We start from the raw sequence: 19,027 nt of genomic DNA, 5'->3' as shown, positions 1-19,027 counted from the left end.
CCTGCCCCGGCGCGCGCCGACGTGAAGGCCCGGGGAACGGGAGGACGAGGCGTACGGGGTCTGCAGGCGCGACGAGCCACGCCGGTACCGCCGGGGCGCCGGGGGCGGCCCCGAGGGGTTCTTGTTTGCCGGGCGGGACGGCGCCGTGACAGCATGCTTAATGCATCAACTGTCGCATTAGTGGCGTGGTGGGTGTCCCGTCCGGAGTCCGGTCCTGCAGAAACGAGGCAGCCATGCCGACCACCTCCTCCCGTCCCGTCGCGTTCGCCGACGTGCTGCGCGAGCACGCCGTGCCGCTCACGCATGTCGATCCGGACGCGCCGCTGGACGACCTGGAGCCGCTGCGCGGAATGGTCGGAGACGCGCGCGTCGTGGCGCTCGGCGAGCACTCGCATTTCGTCGGGGAGTTCATGCGGCTGCGTGAGCGAGTCCTGCGGTTCCTCGTCGAGCGCTGCGGGTTCACCGTGCTGGCGTTCGAATACGGCTTCAGCGAAGGGTTCCCCCTGGACGCCTGGGCCCAGGGCGAAGGCGCGGACGGTGACCTCGCGGAACTCCTGGCCGGGACGATCCCCATCGGACTGGAAGGACCGCTGCGCCGGGTCCGGCGGCACAACGGCGCGGCAGCGGGAACGGTACGGCCGGTGCGGTTCGCCGGAGTCGACATTCCGGCGGCGGGGGGTTCGCTGCTGCCCGCACTGGCCCCGGTCGCCGACTACCTGCGGGAGGTCGACCCCGAGGTCCTACCGCTGGTGGACGAGGCGACGCGGATCGCCGCGTCGTTCGCCGGGGCCTCCGCGGCGGTGGCGGCACCGGCGTGGGCGCGGCTGGCGCCGTCCGAGCAGGACACGCTGACGGCGATCCTGGCGCGGCTGCTCATCCGGTTCCGCGGCCTCGAGCCGCTGTACGTGTCGCGGAGCGACCAGCGCGGCTACGACATCGCGTTGCGTCGCCTCGAAGGCGCCTGCCACGCCGACCACGGCTTCCGCGCGATGGCCGACCTGTTCGCGGGGAAGGGCCTGACGGCCGACACCTCGGCTCGAGACGCGTACATGGCCGGGTCGGTGCTGTGGTATCTGAAGCGCTCGGACCCCGGGACACGCGTCGTCCTGGTCGCGCACAACGCGCACATCCAGCGGACGCCGGTGTCGTTCAACGGGCACCTCACCGGCCTTCCCCTGGGCCAGCACCTGGAACGCGTGCTCGGTGACGACTACTTCGCGCTCGGCCTGACCAGCATCACCGGGCACACCCCCGAGATGGTCCGCGACGAGGACGCGGCGTTCGGATTCACCCTGGCCGACACAGAGCTCGGCGAGCCCGAACCCGGAAGCGTCGAGGCGGCGTTCGCCGACGCCGGTCTCGGACTCGCCGTCGCCGACCTGCGCGCCGCGCGCCGCCGGACACCGGCCGGCGGCGGACCCGACCGCGTCCGCATGCAGAGCACCTACCTGCGCACTCCCGTACTGGACGCGTTCGACGCCGTCCTCGGCACACCCGTCTCCACCACCGCCACCGGCCTCGGCATCTGAGAACGCGACGGCCCGCCCGGCCCGCCGGGCGGTGGGCTACCGGTCGCCGCGGTGCTGCTTGCGCTGACGGGTCGCCTCGTACAGCGCGACCGTCGCGGCGTTCGCGGCGTTGAGGGAGCTGGCCGAGCCGCCGATCGGGATCCGCGCCATGACGTCGCAGCCCTCGCGCCAGCCGGCGCTGAGCCCGGACGTCTCGTTCCCGATGACCAGGAGCGTCGGGCGCGTCAGGTCGACCTCGGCGATGTCCCGGTCGCCGTTCTCGTCGGTCCCGACGATCTGGACGGGCGTCCCGGCGGCGTGGAGGCCACCGGTCCAGTCGAGGACGTCGCGGTGGGAGCGGACCCGCACCACCGGCAGCGCGAGCAGAGACCCGGTGGACGCCCGGACGGCCTTGGGGTCGTAGGGGTCGGCGGCGTGGCCGGTGACGATGAGGCCCGCGCCGCCGAACGCGTCCAGGGACCGGACGAGCGTCCCGATGTTGCCCGGCCCGGTCGGGCGGTCGAACACGGCGCCGAGGAACCCGGGCGTGACGGGGATGCGCGAGAGGTCGTCGGCGGGGAGACCGACGACGGCGACCAGCTCGGGCGTCTGCTGCTCCTTCCCGCTGAGTTCCAGCAGCAGGTCGGGGGACATCGCGACACGTTCGCCGCCCGCGCGCCGCAGGACGTCCTCGGCCCAGCGCGACAGCGGCCGGTCCTCGTCGTAGATCACCGCGTGGACGGGCCAGTCGTGTTCGAGGGCCAGGTTGATCGGCCGGACGCCCTGCAAGAGGAACTCCCCGGCCCGCTGGCGCTTGTTCTGGTTCCGCAGCAGCGCCTCCCACTGCTGGAACCGCGCGTTGGGACGCGTGATCCGTACAACGCCCATGGTCGGTATCCCCCCGGCCTCTCACACCGCATATGTCGAGCGCGCCAGTCTCCCACAGGCGATCTTCCCCCGCGCACCGGTCACGCCCCCCGGGCGGGCCGTGACCGCGGGGGAGACCCGCGCGGTGCCGGAGTCCTTCCGGGGCGCGCTGGAGACCGGGGACCCGCAGCGGCTCCTGGACGTCCTCGCGCCGGAGATCGTGCTGGTCAGCGACGGCGGCGGGGTGCGACGGGCGGCGCCCTGTCCCGTCGGGCGCGGCGAAGGCCGGCCGGTTCATCCTGGCGTCCATCGCCAGGAACGGCGTCGAGGGCACCGCCGAGCACATCCTGGTGAACGGGAACCCGGCGCCGCTCCTGCGCATGGACGGCGTGCTCAACGGCATCATGGCGATCGCCGTGGGCGAGGGCCGCGGGGGAGGCGACGGCATCACGGGCCCCTACTACGTCCGGAACCCGGCGAAGCTGACGCGGGTGGAGTCAGAGACGCCCCTCAGCCGCCGCTGCTCGAGCCCCTCGCCGACCTACCGGGCCAGGTCCGCGACCAGACCGGGCAGGCGCTGACCGTCCGGCCGCCGCCCAGGGCCAGCAGCTGGACCGCGCCCGACCCGAACGCTGGTTGGAGCATCGAGGAATGGCTCCGGCGACCGGCATCGGTCGGCAAGAAGACGTGCAGCATTTGATCAAGCTCGACATGGGCGGACTCGGAACGAGGTAGTGAAACCGTGCGCCGCGTGATTTGGGCAACCTGGTCATCGGGTCAGGTCAACTGCGTGCTGGTGCTCTCCGGTGAACCTATCTGTCGGCCTGTGAGGCGGTCATCGAGCAGGTGCGGTTCGAGGGTGGGCCGGCGGTCATCGCCGATGCGGGCGCGCGGTTCAGCGGGGCGACCCGGTTGGCCTTTCGGTTTCCGCCGGGTGGAAGCATTCCGTTCACGACCGCAGGTCTGCTCGGCTGGCCCACACTCTTGGTGATGCGCGGTATCCGGCTGCGCTCCGGCTCGAGGGAGCAGGCGTATGGGGAAGCATGACTCCACCGGTGACAGTCACCGTCCTGGCCAGCCGATTCCGCCGGTCAAGAAGGACAACGACAACACCGGTGGCGGCGGGAAGCGCGGCAAGTGACCCCCACCCTTGGCATCGGTGAGGTGGCCGACGCCCCGGCCCGGCTCGCCGGCCGACTCGCCGACCAGCTCACACACGATGGCCATCTGACGTCTGAGCACTGGTGTGCGGCGCTGGAGGCCGTGGGCCGTGAGCTGTTCGTCCCGGACCGCGCCCGGTGCGCACCCGACCTTGCGGGTGCGGCTCCTTACGCCATCGACCGGAGCGCCGACCCGCGCGCGTGGCTGGACGCGGTCTACTCCGACTCGGCGATCATCACCCAGGTCGACGACGGACAGGGGGATCCCGCCGGGGGAGTAGGCCGCGCGTCCTCGTCACTGTCGGCGCCGGGCATCGCGGTCGCGTTCCTGGAGCTGCTCGACCCATCCCCAGGCGACCACGTCCTGGAGATAGGCACCGGCACCGGCTGGACCGCGGCCGTCCTGACCCACCGCACCGGCCCAGGCACCGTCACGACCCTGGAGATCGACCCCGCCGTCGCCGCCCAAGCCGACCGCAACCTGCGGGCCGCAGGCCTGACCCCCGGCAGTGACATCCACCCGCTCACCCGCGACGGCGCCGACGGCCACACCGAGCACGCCCCCTACGACCACGTGCACGTCACCTGCGGCATCACCACCATCCCGCACGCCTGGATCACCCAGACGCGACCAGGCGGGGTGATCGCGCTGCCATGGATGCCCGAACACGGCGACGGCCGCAAACTGCGCCTGCACGTCCACGACGACCAGACCGCCCATGGCAGGTTCCACGGCGTCGCCTCGTACATGATGCTGCGTGGCCAGCGCACCGCCATGCCCGGCATCGACCTGGGCCAGGGCGCGTGGACCGAATCCGAAACCCGCACCGATCCGCGAGCCCTGGCATGGGACGGCCCGGGCCAGGACCTGGCGATCACGGCCGCGATGCCCGACGTCATCATCGACCACCACGTCAACGCCGCTACCGGCGGATTCCGGATGGAGATGGCCACCGTCGACGGCGGCAGCCTGGCCGTCGTCCAGTCGGCCTGGGGCATCGAGGCGGCCCAGGTACTGCAACGGGGCACCCGCAGGCTGTGGGACGAAGCCGAGGCGGCCCGAACCTGGTGGCTGGATGCCGGGGCTCCCGAACCCGCCCGCTACGGCATGACCGTCGGCCCACACTGGCAGCACCTGTGGCTCGACAACCCCGACCAGCTGATCCACCCAGAGCCTGCAGCCGCCCCAGCTGACCGGACCCCCGAGGCGGCTACCTCGATCGCCCTTCGTCGGCCTTCCTGACGTCCTCGCGGAAGTACGTTTGCGAGGCGGCCTGGATCCCGTAGGCGTTGCACCCGAACGGAACCGTGTTCAGATACATCGACGTGGATGGGCACTGGCGAGTTCGCGCGCCGCCCAGGAGCGCGGGCGGCCGGGCGGCCGGGGGCCAGTGAGGTGGACCCACCAACAACCTCGAATGTCCAGCACATAATGTGACGGGATGTGTACGGTTCGCTTATGACTGGCTGGAACTATGTGGACTGTGGACTGCCCTCGGACCCGCTGCAGATTGAGAGCATCGTGTTCGACCCGGATCCGCCGAGGCCTGGCGCGCCGTTGAAGGTCGCCATCAAGGCGGTCGCCACGGACCGGATCGTCGACGGCGCCGTCGTGGACCTCACGGTCAAGCTGGGCCTGATCAAGCTTCTGGCGAAGCGCCATGACCTGCTGGCCATGCTGAGGGGCGACACCACTGACGGCTTCACCCTTACCTGTGACACGTTCAGGGGCGGAGACGCCATCGAGCGTGGCCCGCTGCAGCTGACCCTGAGCTGGGACCCCCTTCCGAAGGAGACCCCGCGGGCCAAGTTCAACATCTCGGTCCGGTGCTTCACCAACGACGAAGACGACCTGGCCAGCCTGGACTTCAAAGTCGACTTCCAGCCGCACCCCGCCTGACCGGTGGGACTTCCCTTCCGGGGATCGCCCCTTTCCCCGGGACCGTCCGGGGGCGTCCTGGCCCGGTCCGCCCGCCACGCCCCCGTTGGCCATTCACCGCCCAACAGCACGGTCCGCCCGACACCGCCCTCGGCAGCCGTGCAGGCCTGCAAACACTCTGGCTGAGCGCAGACTTTAGTGGTAGCCGGACGAGCTCTCGGCCCTTCCCCCCGAACATGACCTCATCTCCTATGTGAGGCCGCAGGCCCATCTGCCCCAGCGGACATGTTGAGACCCCGGCGTCCACCCTCATGGGCGGCGCTGGGGCCTCTGCTTGCCGCGGGAGCCAGTGGTCAGGCCAGCGGCCGCTTAGCCGTGGTAGGGGTCGCTTCCATCGGGGGCCTTGGAGCGGCGGCCCGCGGGCTTCGCGTCCGGCCCCTCCGGGCCGCTCACATCTGACTCTGCGCTCTCAGAACTCTTCCCGAGCATGGCGGAGAGTTTCTCGGCGACCGTGTCGGGCCCTGCGCTCGCAGAGCTCTTCTCCTTCGCGGTGTCCTTGTCTGAGGCCATCAGTTGCTCCTTCCGTGGGGATGCTCCCGCTCCGCAGGTGCGTCGAGCGGGGTGGCGGCCAGGTCAGTGGAACTCCAGGACGGTGCGGCGGAGTGGGTCGAGGCTCTCGAGCTGCAACAGATCCGAGGGCAGGCCGCCGTCCCGCAGTCCCGAACCAGGCATGCACGTATCGTACAACTCTCATCACTCTATGTGTCGAATCCCTGGGATTGTTCGGGCCTGGCCAGTGATCGGCCGGTGGGCTGCGGAGGCAGGTCATCCTCACCGTCCAGCCAACAGTCCCGGCGGTGTAGGGCAGATGTGTAGGCCCATTCCTCCGGCAGGCGAACCGTCGCTGACTCCGCCGCGCTACCGCCAGGATCCGGTCCGATCCTCCAGCCTCGCGGGCCTGTCCCGGTCGAAGGTATGGCGGACTGTGGCCGGGCCGGTCACTCGACCATGGGGCGCCGCCGCCGTTCTTGGCTTCGGTGAAGTGGAACGAGGCGCCTGTGGTGACGATCAGGTGGGCATGGTGCATGAGCTGAAAGCGCACGGGTTCGCGGAATCTTGGACGTGGTCGGATCGGAGCCCGCACGGCCGACGGGCTGACGGCCGTTGGTGGGCGGGTCCGGGTGAACCGACTGGTCATGCGGCTGATCCTGGTGGTCCTCGGGTGAGTGTGCGTGGTGACCGCGCTGGTCCTGCCGGAACGCACACAGCTGCGGCAGGTCACCCTCGGCGAACCGGCCCCAAGTCGCGGCCAGCCCGAGCGCCTCGTCGACCACGTCGGCGCCGACGGTGTCGGCCGCGGCGGCTTTCACCAGCCACCGGCAGGCGCCCTCCCCGAGCGCGCAAAAGTCCTGCTCTTCTGGTTGCGGGGCCGGATCCGTGGCGGGCGGGCACCGGCCGTTCATGCCGCCAGATCTCGTTGAGCCCGTACTCGGTCTGGGCGGCGACGACGATGTGGTCGCCGTGCTCACGCAGCCAGATCGCCTGTCTCTCGAACCCGGGCGGGACCGAGTAGCGCACCTGCTTCCAGCGGATCGTCCGGTCGTCCTTGCCCACCAGCCGCTCCTCACTCAGCGCCGCGGCGAACGGCTCGTCCGGAAGCGGATGGATAAAGGCCAGCTCATCTTCGAGCATCTCGGCCGTTGACCTTCGAGCACCACGCCGCGCACGCGCGTTCCAACTCGGCGAACGAGTCGTAGGTGTCCAGCAGGTTCGCCTCCGTCGGCACCAGGTCGGCCTGGTCGGCTTCACCGTGCACTCCGCGCCGCCCTTGGACTCGGGGTCATGCGGCTCGCACGTCTCGATCCGGCACCCGTAATGCCGCCCGACCTCGACCATCGCCGGATGTCGGACCGTGACCCGGCCACATGCCGAACCGGAGCTTCCCCAGTTCTCGGGATCAGTGGCGGGTTCGGAGTTCTGGCGGTGCGGCTGCACCGGATCTCGGCCGAACACTGGGCCGGTGATCCGAGCGCCGCTGTCGCCGCGGCGAGGAACCTCCACCCCGGCCGGCTGCCCACGGCAGAACGGCGTGCACGGTACTTCACGGACCACGCCAGGGCGTACGGCATGTGGGGGCGCCGCGAGGACTGCGTGAAGGCATTGCTGGCGGTGTGCCGCTCGATCAGCTGACCGGCGCGGTGGCGTTCGTGGAGATCCAGTAGTGGCAGGCGTTGCCGTCGGTCTTCTCCAGGACGCCGCCGTTGGCCTCGATCACCCGACGGGATCCGGTGTTGTGGACGTTGACGGTGAGCAGCGCCCGCTCGACGCCCGCGGCGCGAGCGACCGGCAGGGCGGCGGCGAGCATCGCCGTGGCGTAGCCGCGGCGCCGCAGGCTGGGCCGGACGTTGTAGGCGATGTGCCCGCCCCACCGCTCCAGAGCCGGGGTGAGCCGGTGGTTCACGCACACCGACCCGACATAGACCGGGTCCGCGTCCTGGCGGTCGAGGGCCCACAGCAGCGTGAACGGCACGGGTTCATCGGGGGCGCGGTCCGGGTTGGGGTAGCGGCCGGTGAGGATGTCGTCGACGTAGCGGTCGAGTCGGCCGTGTTCACGGAGCTGCGCGACGGTGAACCCGTCGGCTTTGCGGCTGTCGTCGACGTCCTGGAACTCCTCCATCGCCGTCAGGAACGAGGCGAGGACGACCGGGTCGTGCGTGGGTCGTTCCAACCGCATGGGCGCTCTCCCGTCGACCGGCTCCCTGGTCGGGCGCGCGAGAGGTCACACACCCGTCCGAGCTCGTCGGGGTCCGGCGCGGGAGGGCGACGGCGGCCTGGGCGTGGAGCCTGTGCTCGGCGTCGAGGCCGACGGCAGGATCCCGTGGACCGCCGGAACCGAGGACACGGTCAGCAGCGCCGCCGAGGCGGGACCGAGGGCCGGCCGGATGGTGTCCGTGAGCTCGGTGGTGACCAGGCTAACCAGCTCGGCTCTGTGCAGGGGTGAGGATGCCCAGACCGGCAGGTCCGTGTCGCCGGCGTTCGCCAGCGGATCGCGGGTGACGGTCCAAAACGGAAGAAAGCGTGACATTGTGCCTGAATTTGCTCTCTATTCGAGCTTAGAAGGTGTATCTGCTGAAACTCCTTCAGGGCCGACTGTGTTCGCGTATGGTGCGAAGGCGAGGTGAAGTCAGAATCCGGATATCTGCCGACGAGCCCGAAGCAATCAATCTTTCCCTTCGAGCTGGATGGCGTGGGTACCCACGCAACGCGAGAAACCGCGTCCAGATCAAAGGGAAGCTTCAGAGGTGGAGTTGACGCATGACGGAACGGCGCGTGTCGGTTGCGACGCACTGGGGCAGCTATATCGCCGTGGTCGAGTCCGGCCGGTTGATGCGGATCGAGCCGAAGCCCGATGACCCCACGCCATCGCCCATCGGCCCCGGAATGGTGAAGGCCGCCGACGACAGCGCTCGGGTGCTGCGCCCCGCGGTGCGCAAGGGCTGGCTGAACGGGGAGCCGCGCGCCCACGACACGTCGAGAGGCGCGGACGCGTTCGTGGAGGTGAGCTGGGACCGGGCGATCACCCTGGTGAGCGATGAGCTGCGTCGCGTTCGTTCACTGCACGGAGACGGCGCGGTGTTCGGCGGGTCCTATGGCTGGGCGAGTGCGGGCCGGTTCCACCACGCACAGGGGCAGCTCCACCGGTTCCTGGCGCTGGGCGGGGGGTACACCGACGCGCGCAACACCTACAGCACCGCGGCCTTGGAGGTCATCCTCCCCCATGTGATCGGTGGCCATCCGTGGAGCTACCAGTCCCGGATGCCGATGTGGGACGAGATAGCGGACAACTGTGAGCTGGTGGTGGCGTTCGGAGGGTTGGCCCTCAAGAACAGCCAGATCAACCCTGGCGGGCTGGCCAGGCACCAGACGCGGGAGCTGCAACTCCGGTGCCGTGAGGCCGGGGTGCGGTTCGTGAGCGTCAGCCCCATCCGCAGCGACGCCGCCGGCTTCCTCGACGCCGAGTGGCTGCCCATCGTCCCCAACACCGACACCGCCGCGATGCTCGGGATCGCCCACACGATGCTGGTCAACCGGTGGCACGATGAGGACTTCCTTCGCCGGTGCTGCGTCGGGTTCGACCGTTTCGCCTCCTACCTGACCGGCGAGGTCGATGGCATCCCGAAGGACGCCGCCTGGGCGGAGAGGATCACGGGCATCGGCCGCGACGTGATCATCGACCTCGCTCGCCGCCTGGCCACCCAGCGGTCCGTCATCATGGTCAACTACGCGGTGCAGCGGGCGGACCACGGCGAACAGCCGATCTGGATGTCCGTCGTGCTGGCCGCCATGGCGGGTTCGATGGGCCGGCCCGGCGGCGGCTGGGGTGCGGGGTACGCGACGATGGACGCGACCGGCGTCGCCCCCGACCGCCCCTTCGTGGCGACCATCCCGGCGGTCGCGAACCCTGTCGCGGATTTCATCCCGGTGGCAAGGATCGCCGATGCCCTGCTGCATCCGGGTGAGGTCATCGACTATGACGGCCGGCGCCTCACGCTGCCCGAGCTCCGCCTGGTCTACTGGTGCGGGGGGAACCCGTTCCACCACCACCAGGACCTCCATCGGCTGGCCCGCGCCTGGCAGGCCCCCGACACGGTGGTGGTTCACGAAGCCTGGTGGAACACCTCGGCCAAGTTCGCCGACATCGTCCTGCCCGTGGCCACCAGCTTGGAGCGCGACGACTTCGCCGCGGGATTCTCCGACCCCCACATCGTCGCGATGCCGAAGGTCCGCGAGCCGGCGGGCGAGTCGCGCACCGATCACCAGATCTTCGCCGCCCTGGCCTCCCGGCTCGGATACGAGCGGGAGTTCACGGAGTCCCGCTCGGAGAGCGAGTGGGTCCGGCACCTCTACGAGCAGACGAGGGCCACGCTCGGCGGCGACGCCGCCCTGCCGAGCTTCGAGGAGTTCTGGCGGAGCTCCACCGTTGCGCTGCCGCCGCTGACCGGACCCTTTCCCGGAAATTTCGGGGACCTCCGCACAGATCCACGGCGTTCTCCCTTGCCGACGCCGTCGGGCAGGATCGAGATCTTCTCCGAGAAGATCGACTCGTTCGGCTACGACGACTGCGCCGGGCATCCGAAGTGGTTCGAACCAGAGGAATGGCTCCGCGCCGACCGGTCGGACCGGTATCCGCTGCACCTGATCTCCAATCAGCCGGCCTCACGCCTGCACAGCCAATACGACAACGGCGGGTTCAGCCTCGATTCAAAGATCAATGGCCGTGAGCCCGCGACGATCAACCCGTTGGACGCCGCGTCGCGCGGCATCGCCGACGGCATGATCGTGCGCGTCTACAACGACCGGGGCAGCTGTCTGGCGGGCGTGGTCGTCTCCGACGACGTCATGCAAGGCGTCATACAGCTGTCCACCGGAGCGTGGTGGGACCCGGTCCAGCCCGGCCGGAGCGGAACGTTGGACCGCCACAGCAATCCGAACGTCCTCACAGCGGATCGGCCGTGCTCGCGGCTGTCCCAAGGGCCGAGCGCCCTCAGCGCGCTGGTCGACGTCGAACGCTACGACGGCCCTCTCCCCGACGTGCTCGCCTATTCGCCACCAAGCCTGGACGGGGAGTAGCGGCACCCAGTCGCGGACGCACCGGTGACGAGCGGCCCTTGTCACGCTCTTCCCCCAGCGCCGGCGGGGCCGCCGGACGGCCCGTCAGGCAGTCCCGCCGACGAAGGGGCCGTCAGTCGGCGAGCTTGCCGAACAGGTGGTTGGCGGGGGCATCGGGGTCGTCGCCGTAGAAGAACTCCGCGAGCGCCTGGTGGAACTCCGCGCGATCCAGCGCGCCTGAACCGTCCAGGTCAAGGGCGACGAAGACCTCGGCGCATTCCTCGAAGGGGAGGTTGCCGGCCAGGCCGAAGATCTGCTGGAACTCCTCCTGGTCGATCACGTCGTTGCCGTCGAGGTCGATGAGATCGAAGTAGCAGTCGGCCACCAGCTGGATCTGCTGCGGGTACAGGGCAGGGTCGGTCAGAGCCCGCCGGAACCCCTCGGTCATCTCCCGCAGATCGATCCTCCCGTCACCGTCCTGGTCCATCGGCGCGATCACCTGGGTCCAGAACACCTCCAGCTCCCGGGTGAGCCGGCGGGCGGTCGCGGACTGTGCCGCGTCGCCACGAGCGGCGATGTAGCGCTCGCCCATCAGCAGGACGTCCTGCCGGGTGATGACCCCGTCGCCATCGATGTCGGCGCCCCTGAACCACTGCCGGTACTTGCGATCTCGAAGTACAGTCACGGCAACTAAAAGTAGCCGAACCACTCCATTAGGTAAAGAGTTTGGTGGGCACGCGTACCAGCGCGGACCCGCCTCGCCCCGGTCGGGCCGCCACCCGCGCCCGAGCGGTCCGGTCCGCGGGATTCGCGGCCGGCGGGGCCGGTTGCCGGGGTGGACGCTGCGGCGGCTGGAGCCGTCGGTGACGCCCCTCGGGTGACACTGGCGTCCCGCCCGTCCTCACCTGCCCCGTCGTATTCCTTGACACGAATATTCGTGGGGGAGAATGCTTGGGGGATGGACGCGCTCGTCTCCGCACTCGCCGACCCGGCCCGCTGGCGCCTGGTCGGCCTGCTGGCCGACCGGCCCCGCCCCGTCGGCGTCCTCGCCCGCCTCGCCGGCGCGCGGCAGCCCCAGACCACCAAGCACCTGCAGACCCTCGAACGCGCCGGGATCGTCACCTCCCGCCGCGTCGGGCAGCGCCGCGTGTACGCCCTGCGCCCCGGCCCGCTGCGGGACCTGGCCGCCGAACTTACCCGCCTCGCCGACCTCACCGAACACGAGGGCGGCGCCGCCGCCGACCTCGACCGCACCGCCCTCACCCTCGACGCCGAACGCCAGGCCGCGCGCGCCCCCGGATGGGCCGACGGCCGCGCCTTCCACTTCCACCGCACCCTCACCGGCGACCCCGGCCGCGTCTGGCGGCACCTCACCGACCCGTCCCTGCTCGCCCAATGGTGGACGCCCGACGCGCTGCGGACCTCCGAGCTGGTGTTCCAGGCGCGGCCCGGCGGGCGGATCGTCCAGGAGTACCGCGACGCCGAGGACATCGACGGAACCGACACCCCCGCCGGACGCGCGGACGGTACGGTCGACGACGTCCGCCCCGGCGAACGCCTCGCCTTCCGGCTGGCCCCGCACCTGCCCGGCGGCGGACCCGCCTTCACCGCGCACCTCGAACTGCTCCTGAGCCCCGCCCCCGGCGACGACGGACCCACCGGACCCGGCGACGGGCCCGGCACCGAGCTGGACGTGCACTACCGGATCACCGACAGCACCGTCGATGCCGCCGACTTCGTCGCCGGTATCGAGACCGGCTTCCGGCAGAGCCTCGACCGCCTCGCCGCGCTCCTCGCCGAAACCCCCGCCCCCGCCACCGTCCCTCCTGCTAGAACCGGCACCACCGGCCACACCGAAACCGCGAACAGGAGCACACCATGACCGCCACGACCGGACGGCGCGTGACCGCCAACCTCGGCCTGACCCTGGACGGCCGCTACCACGGCCCGGGAGGCCCCGACGACCTCTCCGCGATCGTCCCCTACGCCACCACCGACGCCTCACGCGACCACCTGGTCCGCCTCACCGAGAACGCCACCACGGCCGTCCTCGGACGCGGCAGCGCCGAGGGGTTCCTGCAGTACTGGCCGCCCCTGGCGTCCGACGAGTACGCCGACCCACGCGACCGCGCCTACGCCAAGTGGCTCGTCGACGTGGACAAGGTGGTGTTCTCCCGCACCCTCACCGAGGCGCCCTGGGAACGGGCCCGCATGGTGAACGCGCCCGTCGCCGACGTCCTCACCGGCCTGAAGGCCACCGGCGACGGCGACATCCTCATCAACAGCTGCCCCAGCATCATCCGGCAGGCGCTCGCCGCGGACCTCGTCGACCGCCTCTACCTGATGGTCTGCCCCGTGATCTCCGGCGAGGGCCGGCGCCTGTTCGAGGACGGCCTGCCCGCGACGAGGTGGACCCTCACCCGCCAGGACACCGGCGACCGCGGCGAGACGACCGTCGTCTACGACCGCGTCCGCTGAACCACCCGACCGGAGTGAGCACCCGGGACGGGGGTCGGGGTTGAGGAACACCTCCGCGAGCTCGTGCGCCAAGCCGGATCGGGCACCGGTTGGGATTTGCACGAGTCCGTCACTCGGTGCTCACCCACCTGGGTGAGGCGGGTGGAAGCGTGCTGATGCTGATGGTCAAGTCCTCGGAACGAGGAGCCCGAGACCGTCCGCCGCCTCTTCTATCCCTCCGCCGAGGTGATCGCCGAGCTCACCAACCTGTGGGGGCCCAGCTGACCGCCTGCTGCCCGGGGAGTCTTCACCCTTGTAGACGTTGGCGGACGCCTTGGACGGTTCGGCGGGCTTAGCCGGGCCCACGCCGAGCCGAGCGACCTTGTGTTGCTCGCCGACTTCAGATCCAAGCTCGCCGCGATGCCTGCCCCGAGCGCCCCAGAGACAGCGGCGCCGATCCCGACAGCGGCCGTTGAGAACTTCTCCCGCGGCGAGCTTGTCGCGGATTGCTTCCAGCGCTGCGCGCCGGTTGCCGCTCTCGCTGTGGCGCAAGGTTGCGTGCCTGCCACGGCCCCTCCGATCGCGCTGTGCGCTGTATCCAGAAAACGCCAGTGTGGCTCGGACGGGGCCGCTACTGTCGGCGTTGGCAGACACGCCTGCCTGTCTGAGTGCCGAGCGCCTACGCCGCAGGCACCGTGAAGACGAAGCGGCTTTCGACGGCGCGTGCTTATTCCTGGCCATGCCGTCCAGCGGCGCGCCTAGGGCCCGCACGAGGACGACATGTCAGATATCGAGTGCCGTCGGCCATCCCGCAACAGACAACGCGGAATCAGAACCCTAAAGCAGGCCCTCCGGGTCACCTACAGCGAAGCCGCTGATTTCTATGCGCAGATCCTAGAAATTGCCGACAAGGGCGGCGTAGTCGTTTTCTTTTTTCGGTCATATGAGCCTGCTCTCGACCCGAAGGTTCCTCTTGAGGGGCGGCCCTGGCCTGGTAGCAGGATTTATCAGGGATCAAAAGTCCTTCTTGCGGGTTCATTCACGTCCGAGGAAGTCGCCGAGAGGTACTTCACTCTCCTTCCGGCAGTGGAAATCGGCAAGCGTGTGCGAGTAATAGTAGATTGCATGTACAATATAGGGCTGGCCGTACAATCGCGCGCAGAGGATCGTTCGGAGCGTGAAGCGGAGCTGCTCTCATGGCCGTAGGTGACTCCGTCGCTCTCTTGCTCGGAGTATCAATTTCCTTGCATGTAGGCACGGCTTCCCTTCTCCTTCATCGTTGGGCAGGCCGTGACGTCGCGGAAGCGGTCCTCGCGGCAGGTGGCGCCATCGCGTGCACCCTCACGCTCTGGTTCGCGGCGGTGTCGCTGTATCGGAAGTAGGGGCACGGCTTCGCGGGGGGAGGGAAGAGTGGGCATGGGGCCTACCGGTCGAGTGACCAAATAAACACGGGAGAGTCTGGAATGTTCTGAACCGGGCAGGCCCGGCAGAGCGCTCCCTGCCGGTAAACCCCCATGCGGCGACGAGGCCCCATCCTCGCCCCGTTTTGCGGTGGTTGTACAGGCGACTCCCGCTTCCGCGCGGGCCACGCGCGGACTTGTGCGCCCAGTTTGCCGTCAGATTAACTGCAGAGTGTAAGTGACTGATGGCTGGGTAGCTATCGTGCTGCGAAGTGCGAGAGGAGCAGTCATCATGATCACAGTAGCGCGATTTACCTCAGCGGCTCTGGCGGGGAGTGTCGCGCTGGTCACGGCCATCCTGATCAGCGGTATCCCAGCCTCAGCGGCTGTGCCAACCAATATCTCTAGGGATCAATGCGAGGGCGGCGGTGGACATATGAAGGTCGTGGTTGGAATCTACCCTCGTGGCTATTGCGTAGGCGGAACCTATGACGGTCAAGAAATCGATTTGTGAGGAGGCCGACTCCGTCGGCACAGGTCGATGCCGTGACCGTACTTGAGAGCGCGGCGACCGCGCGGACGAGAGGCTCACCAGTCCTGCGAGGTGCGTAGGTCCCGGGTGATCGGTCCTGCTCCGCGCTCGGTGTTGCACAGCCGTCCGCGCACTGAGCACGGCGCGTTGCCTCCATGGGCCGGGCGCATGGCGTGGGAGTCGATCGGCTGGCCTGGGTCCAGGCGCTGACGGTCGGCCTCGCCCGCTCCCGCAGGACGGCGGCGACTGGGCCGAGGCACGGTAGCGGCGCGACGTCGCGGGTTCGTCGTTCGGTGCGGGCGGGCCGGGGCGGGGTGCATGCGGGGATGGCGTGAAGCGTGGACGTCCGGGGGTTCACGCTCCGGGTGTCTGGGCCTCGGTCGGCGGTCGCGGCCGGCCGGGGCCTGCTGCGTTTCCGGGGCAGGGTCAGGCGGCGCAGTGGACGCGGCAATCGCCGCACAGGCCGTCGCCGGTCGCGGTGCGGAGCGGGCGGCCGCAGTCGCCGCATTCGACGAACCGGGCGCGGCCGGGGGCGGCGTCCAGGCGCAGCCCGCCGGACGGCGCGGGGGCGTGCGCGGCGCGCAGTGCGCGGAGGGAGGCGGCGGCACGCCAGACCGGGAGGTGCTCCGCGAGACGATGCCGGATCAGCGCGGCAGGACTGCGGATCTCCACGGGAAGGCAAGCCGCCAGGACGCGGTGGATCTCGGCGGGGTCGACGTTGGCGGAGAGTGCCTGCTCGCAGAGAGCGGCGAGGTCCGGTAGCGCGGCTGCGGTGACGGTCAGCCGTGGCTCGCGCGCGGCGAGGTCGATGAGCAGGCGTGTTCCGGCGGTGAGTGCGGCGGGGGCGAGCGGTTGTGCCGGAGGTCGGGTGGTTCGCGGTGCGGGCGCGGTCGGTTCGGCGGACGGTGTGGAGGGGGTCGCCGCGTCGGGCTTCGGTTCGGGTGCGGCTTCGGGCGCAGCGGCGGGGGGTTCGTGTGTTGTGTGCGAAGCACCCTGGTCAGGGGACTGTTCGTCTTCGGTGGCGGGGACGTCGCGAACGGTGGTGCGCGTGACGACGCGGCCGTCGGTGAGGCGGACGACGCGGCGGGTCAGGTAGCCGACCGTCTCGAGTTCGCGGAGCGCGCGGGCGATGACGGTCTCGCCCTCGTTGAGTCGTGTGGCGAGGCCGCGGATGGAGATGTCCGCGCCGTCCGGGAGTGACAGCAGCAGAAGGCCCAGGCCACGGGCGCGTAGGCTCAGGTCGGTGTGCTGGGCGAGGTCGTTGGGGACGACCGTGAAGCGGCTGGTGTGCCGGGTGCGGACCCGGCGCATCCCGCGCGGCGGGCGGCACGCCCTGGGCGGGGATGACGGCGCTTCAGTCGGCGCGATAGCATCGCGTTCAACCACCTGGACTCCTATTAAGTCTGGTTGGCCAGACCCTCAGCCGGTGTTGACGCACCGCTGGGGGTCGCTTCGTTTATGGGGTGCGGTCGAGACGATACACCGACCAACCGGCTGCGAAGCGGCCAATCCGTGAACGGCTTCGTGCTGGTGGAGGGGTTTCTTTCACCGAAGTACTTTCCTAGATCACACGGTTAGCCGGGGTTCGACGCGCCGGGTCGCGGATTCCTACGTCCCGGTGCCAGCAGCGGCTACGTACCCCGCGGCCGACCCGTAGCGGCGAGTGTCCGGGGTTCAGGTGATCAGGGGCGGCGCATTGGTTTCCGTCAAGCCGTCGCCGGTCGCGGTGCGGAGCGGGCGGCCGCAGCGCCACCGCCGCCGTCACGATCTCGCCCCGGCGGGTCGGTTCGGGGGGCTGTGGCGGCGGGGTCTTCACCGTCGGCCGGCAGGGGAGGACGCCATGGCCGTCAGCCCCGACCTTCAGCGGCCACCAGCACCCCGGCGAGCGCGACGCGGGGTGGCAGCGGCCAAGACGTCGTCGGCGTCGCTAAGGCGGTAGAGCGGGCACCCGCGTGGCAACGTCTGGGACGGTGCCGGGGCCTTGCCTGTCTCCAGTGGGACGAAACGGGGTGCTACGGTCGCTTGCCGACCCGGAAGCAACCGGAACCGACACCCAAGGGGGGCCCGCATGGCCGATCCGGAGCAGTACCGCGCCACGTTCGAACTCGTCGACGTCGACGGGGACGGGCAGATCTCGCCCGACGAGCTGAAGAGCCTCATGCACGCGCTCGGCCAGGACATCTCCGAGACGCGCGCGATCGAGGTGGTCGTGCAGGCCGACGCCGACCGCGACGGACGGATCTCCCTGCCGGAGTTCGCCGCCCTCATGGAGACCTACACCGCCTGAGGGCGGGCGGCGTCCCCGGGGAGGGGTCAGTCGGTGGGGACGGCCCACTCGCGGCGGCGGGTCTCGGCGAGCGCCACGGCCGTGGCGACCGCCACGTTCAGCGACCCGACCCGCCCGATCTGCGGGATGTAGGCGACCGCGTCGGCGGCGGCGAGCAGCGCGGGCGAGCATCCGTGGTCCTCGCCGCCGACCGCCAGGCACACGTCCCCGTCCAAGGGGGCGTCGTGGAGCGGGACGGCGTCACCGGTCAGCTCCACCGCCACCAGCCGCAGCCCCTGCGCCCGGACCGCCGCCGCGGCTTCGGCCACCGACCCCGCGTGCTCCCACGGCACCAGCCGCTCGGTGCCCAGCGCCGTCTTGGCGACGTTGCGGTGGTCCGGCGAGATCGCGTTCCCCGCCAGCCACAGCCGCTCCACCCCGAACACGGCCGCGCTGCGGATGATCGACCCCATGTTGAACGGCTGCGTCACCGATTCCACCAGCAGCCCCAGCCGCCCGTCGGTACGGCGCCGCCAGTCCCGGTTCAGCCGCTTGACGTCGGTGGGCCGCAGCTGCCGGCGCGCGGCGGGAGCGGCGGAACCGTTCGCGGTGTCGCGTGCGGTGCTCATCAGAGGTGACCTTCCTGCGGACGGGCCGCGACGTGCAGGACCCGGTAGGCGGAGCGTGAGGCGATGCGGCTGGTCGGGAACCCCTGCTGCTCCAGCCAGCGCTGCAGGGAGTCCGACCCGAGGTGCTTCTGCACGACCAGGTGCGCCGCGCCGTCCGGGGTGAGGCGCGGCAGCCAGGTCAGCAGCAGGTCGTGCAGGGCGGCCTTCCCGATCCGGATCGGCGGGTTCGACCACAGCGCCGCGAACCGCAGCCCCGGGTCGACGTCACCGGGCAGCGCGAACGTCGCGTTCCCCGCGCCCGCCGACTCGGCGTTCTCCCGCGCCAGCTCCAGCGCCCGCTCGTTCACGTCCACGCCGACGACGGTCGCGCCCGGGGCGCGTTTCGCCATCGTCAGCGCGATCGGCCCGTATCCGCAGCCGACGTCCAGGAGGGTTCCCTGAGCGGGCGGCGGCGGGACGGTCTCCAGCAGGATCCGCGTGCCGGGGTCGAGCCGGTCGGGGGAGAACATGCCCGAGTCGGTCCGCAGCCGAAGATGCAGGTCGGGCAGGACGAGATCGACCGACCGCGGACGCGACGGCGTCCCGGGCTTGGCCGCGAAGTAGTGTTCCCCCACGTCGGGTGACCGTATCAGTGCCACGACAGCGCTCACGCCACCCCACCCGGCCCACCGGCGGCCACCCCGGCCGGGCCCCCTCCCCGCACCTCCCGGGCCGAGGGC

20 protein-coding genes are annotated in these 19,027 nt (G+C 70.4%); 10 read left to right on the top strand and 10 right to left on the bottom strand.

Going from position 1 to position 19,027, the window contains the following annotated elements:
• The first annotated feature begins 233 nt into the window (after positions 1-233).
• Complete coding sequence (locus EBO15_RS31030) at positions 234-1,529, top strand: erythromycin esterase family protein (RefSeq protein WP_122198028.1); 1,296 nt, start codon at positions 234-236, stop codon at positions 1,527-1,529.
• Between the two features lie 36 nt (positions 1,530-1,565).
• Here the strand turns inward: EBO15_RS31030 and EBO15_RS31025 are convergent, their stop codons facing one another.
• Complete coding sequence (locus EBO15_RS31025; RefSeq protein ID WP_122198027.1) at positions 1,566-2,396, bottom strand: TrmH family RNA methyltransferase; 831 nt, start codon at positions 2,394-2,396, stop codon at positions 1,566-1,568.
• Between the two features lie 329 nt (positions 2,397-2,725).
• Between EBO15_RS31025 and EBO15_RS31020 the strand changes: the two genes are divergently transcribed.
• Complete coding sequence (locus EBO15_RS31020; RefSeq protein WP_122198026.1) at positions 2,726-2,956, top strand: hypothetical protein; 231 nt, start codon at positions 2,726-2,728, stop codon at positions 2,954-2,956.
• A 556-nt stretch (positions 2,957-3,512) separates the two neighbouring features.
• Positions 3,513-4,778 carry a methyltransferase domain-containing protein gene (locus EBO15_RS31015; RefSeq protein WP_122198025.1) on the top strand — a complete coding sequence of 422 codons (1,266 nt, stop codon included), beginning with the start codon at positions 3,513-3,515 and terminating at the stop codon, positions 4,776-4,778.
• Here the strand turns inward: EBO15_RS31015 and EBO15_RS47375 are convergent.
• Positions 4,747-4,857: a transglycosylase domain-containing protein gene (locus EBO15_RS47375; RefSeq protein WP_122198024.1), complete on the bottom strand. Its 111-nt coding sequence runs from the start codon at positions 4,855-4,857 to the stop codon at positions 4,747-4,749. The two genes, EBO15_RS31015 and EBO15_RS47375, sit on opposite strands and share 32 nt — an antisense overlap.
• A gap of 137 nt (positions 4,858-4,994) precedes the next feature.
• Between EBO15_RS47375 and EBO15_RS31005 the strand changes: the two genes are divergently transcribed.
• Positions 4,995-5,435: an ML domain-containing protein gene (locus EBO15_RS31005; protein ID WP_122198023.1), complete on the top strand. Its 441-nt coding sequence runs from the start codon at positions 4,995-4,997 to the stop codon at positions 5,433-5,435.
• A gap of 348 nt (positions 5,436-5,783) precedes the next feature.
• Here EBO15_RS31005 and EBO15_RS31000 read toward each other — a convergent pair whose 3' ends face one another.
• The 3 genes from EBO15_RS31000 to EBO15_RS44540 form a co-directional block, all read right to left on the bottom strand.
• Entirely contained in the window at positions 5,784-5,984 is a 201-nt protein-coding gene (locus EBO15_RS31000; RefSeq protein WP_122198022.1) for a hypothetical protein, read from the bottom strand.
• Positions 5,985-6,692: 708 nt separating this feature from the next.
• Complete coding sequence (locus tag EBO15_RS43795; protein ID WP_147481735.1) at positions 6,693-7,106, bottom strand: Mu transposase domain-containing protein; 414 nt, start codon at positions 7,104-7,106, stop codon at positions 6,693-6,695.
• Positions 7,093-7,230 (bottom strand): hypothetical protein, encoded by a 138-nt coding sequence (locus EBO15_RS44540; protein ID WP_158628402.1) that lies wholly within the window; start codon positions 7,228-7,230, stop codon positions 7,093-7,095. Before EBO15_RS44540 ends, EBO15_RS43795 begins: the two co-directional genes overlap by 14 nt.
• Before the next feature lie 26 nt (positions 7,231-7,256).
• On the opposite strand from EBO15_RS44540, the gene EBO15_RS44535 reads away from it, so the two are divergent.
• A complete protein-coding gene (locus EBO15_RS44535; RefSeq protein WP_158628401.1) occupies positions 7,257-7,604 on the top strand; it encodes a hypothetical protein in 348 nt (115 codons plus the stop codon).
• Here EBO15_RS44535 and EBO15_RS30995 read toward each other — a convergent pair.
• Positions 7,597-8,148 (bottom strand): GNAT family N-acetyltransferase, encoded by a 552-nt coding sequence (locus EBO15_RS30995; protein WP_122198021.1) that lies wholly within the window; start codon positions 8,146-8,148, stop codon positions 7,597-7,599. The two genes, EBO15_RS44535 and EBO15_RS30995, sit on opposite strands and share 8 nt — an antisense overlap.
• Before the next feature lie 581 nt (positions 8,149-8,729).
• Between EBO15_RS30995 and EBO15_RS30990 the strand changes: the two genes are divergently transcribed.
• On the top strand, positions 8,730-11,045 hold the full coding sequence (locus tag EBO15_RS30990) for a molybdopterin-dependent oxidoreductase (RefSeq protein ID WP_122198020.1): 2,316 nt from the start codon (positions 8,730-8,732) through the stop codon (positions 11,043-11,045).
• 112 nt (positions 11,046-11,157) lie between these two features.
• On the opposite strand, the gene EBO15_RS30985 is transcribed toward EBO15_RS30990, so the two are convergent.
• On the bottom strand, positions 11,158-11,709 hold the full coding sequence (locus EBO15_RS30985) for an EF-hand domain-containing protein (protein WP_122198019.1): 552 nt from the start codon (positions 11,707-11,709) through the stop codon (positions 11,158-11,160).
• A gap of 273 nt (positions 11,710-11,982) precedes the next feature.
• Here EBO15_RS30985 and EBO15_RS30980 point away from each other — a divergent pair, with 273 nt between their 5' ends.
• The 3 genes from EBO15_RS30980 (at position 11,983) to EBO15_RS43790 (ending at position 14,687) form a co-directional block, all read left to right on the top strand.
• Positions 11,983-12,906, top strand: coding sequence for a metalloregulator ArsR/SmtB family transcription factor (locus EBO15_RS30980; protein ID WP_122198018.1), 924 nt, complete (start codon positions 11,983-11,985; stop codon positions 12,904-12,906).
• Positions 12,903-13,502 carry a dihydrofolate reductase family protein gene (locus tag EBO15_RS30975; protein ID WP_122198017.1) on the top strand — a complete coding sequence of 200 codons (600 nt, stop codon included), beginning with the start codon at positions 12,903-12,905 and terminating at the stop codon, positions 13,500-13,502. Before EBO15_RS30980 ends, EBO15_RS30975 begins: the two co-directional genes overlap by 4 nt.
• A gap of 759 nt (positions 13,503-14,261) precedes the next feature.
• Positions 14,262-14,687 (top strand): hypothetical protein, encoded by a 426-nt coding sequence (locus tag EBO15_RS43790; protein ID WP_147481734.1) that lies wholly within the window; start codon positions 14,262-14,264, stop codon positions 14,685-14,687.
• Positions 14,688-15,839: 1,152 nt separating this feature from the next.
• Here EBO15_RS43790 and EBO15_RS30965 read toward each other — a convergent pair.
• Positions 15,840-16,724, bottom strand: a complete 885-nt coding sequence (locus tag EBO15_RS30965) for a helix-turn-helix domain-containing protein (RefSeq protein ID WP_122198016.1) — start codon at positions 16,722-16,724, stop codon at positions 15,840-15,842.
• A gap of 757 nt (positions 16,725-17,481) precedes the next feature.
• Here EBO15_RS30965 and EBO15_RS30960 point away from each other — a divergent pair.
• Positions 17,482-17,700: an EF-hand domain-containing protein gene (locus tag EBO15_RS30960; protein WP_122198015.1), complete on the top strand. Its 219-nt coding sequence runs from the start codon at positions 17,482-17,484 to the stop codon at positions 17,698-17,700.
• 26 nt (positions 17,701-17,726) lie between these two features.
• On the opposite strand, the gene EBO15_RS30955 is transcribed toward EBO15_RS30960, so the two are convergent.
• Together EBO15_RS30955 and EBO15_RS30950 are read right to left on the bottom strand one after the other, a co-directional pair.
• Entirely contained in the window at positions 17,727-18,308 is a 582-nt protein-coding gene (locus EBO15_RS30955; RefSeq protein ID WP_122198014.1) for a TrmH family RNA methyltransferase, read from the bottom strand.
• On the bottom strand, positions 18,308-18,922 hold the full coding sequence (locus tag EBO15_RS30950; protein WP_122198013.1) for a class I SAM-dependent methyltransferase: 615 nt from the start codon (positions 18,920-18,922) through the stop codon (positions 18,308-18,310). Before EBO15_RS30950 ends, EBO15_RS30955 begins: the two co-directional genes overlap by 1 nt.
• Positions 18,923-19,027: the final 105 nt, after the last annotated feature.

The sequence above is a fragment of the Actinomadura harenae genome (genome assembly GCF_003696215.1).
GTDB classification, from domain to species: Bacteria; Actinomycetota; Actinomycetes; order Streptosporangiales; family Streptosporangiaceae; genus Spirillospora; species Spirillospora harenae.
Note: the sequence above shows the minus strand (reverse complement) of the source record. Positions and strands in the feature narration are given on the sequence as shown.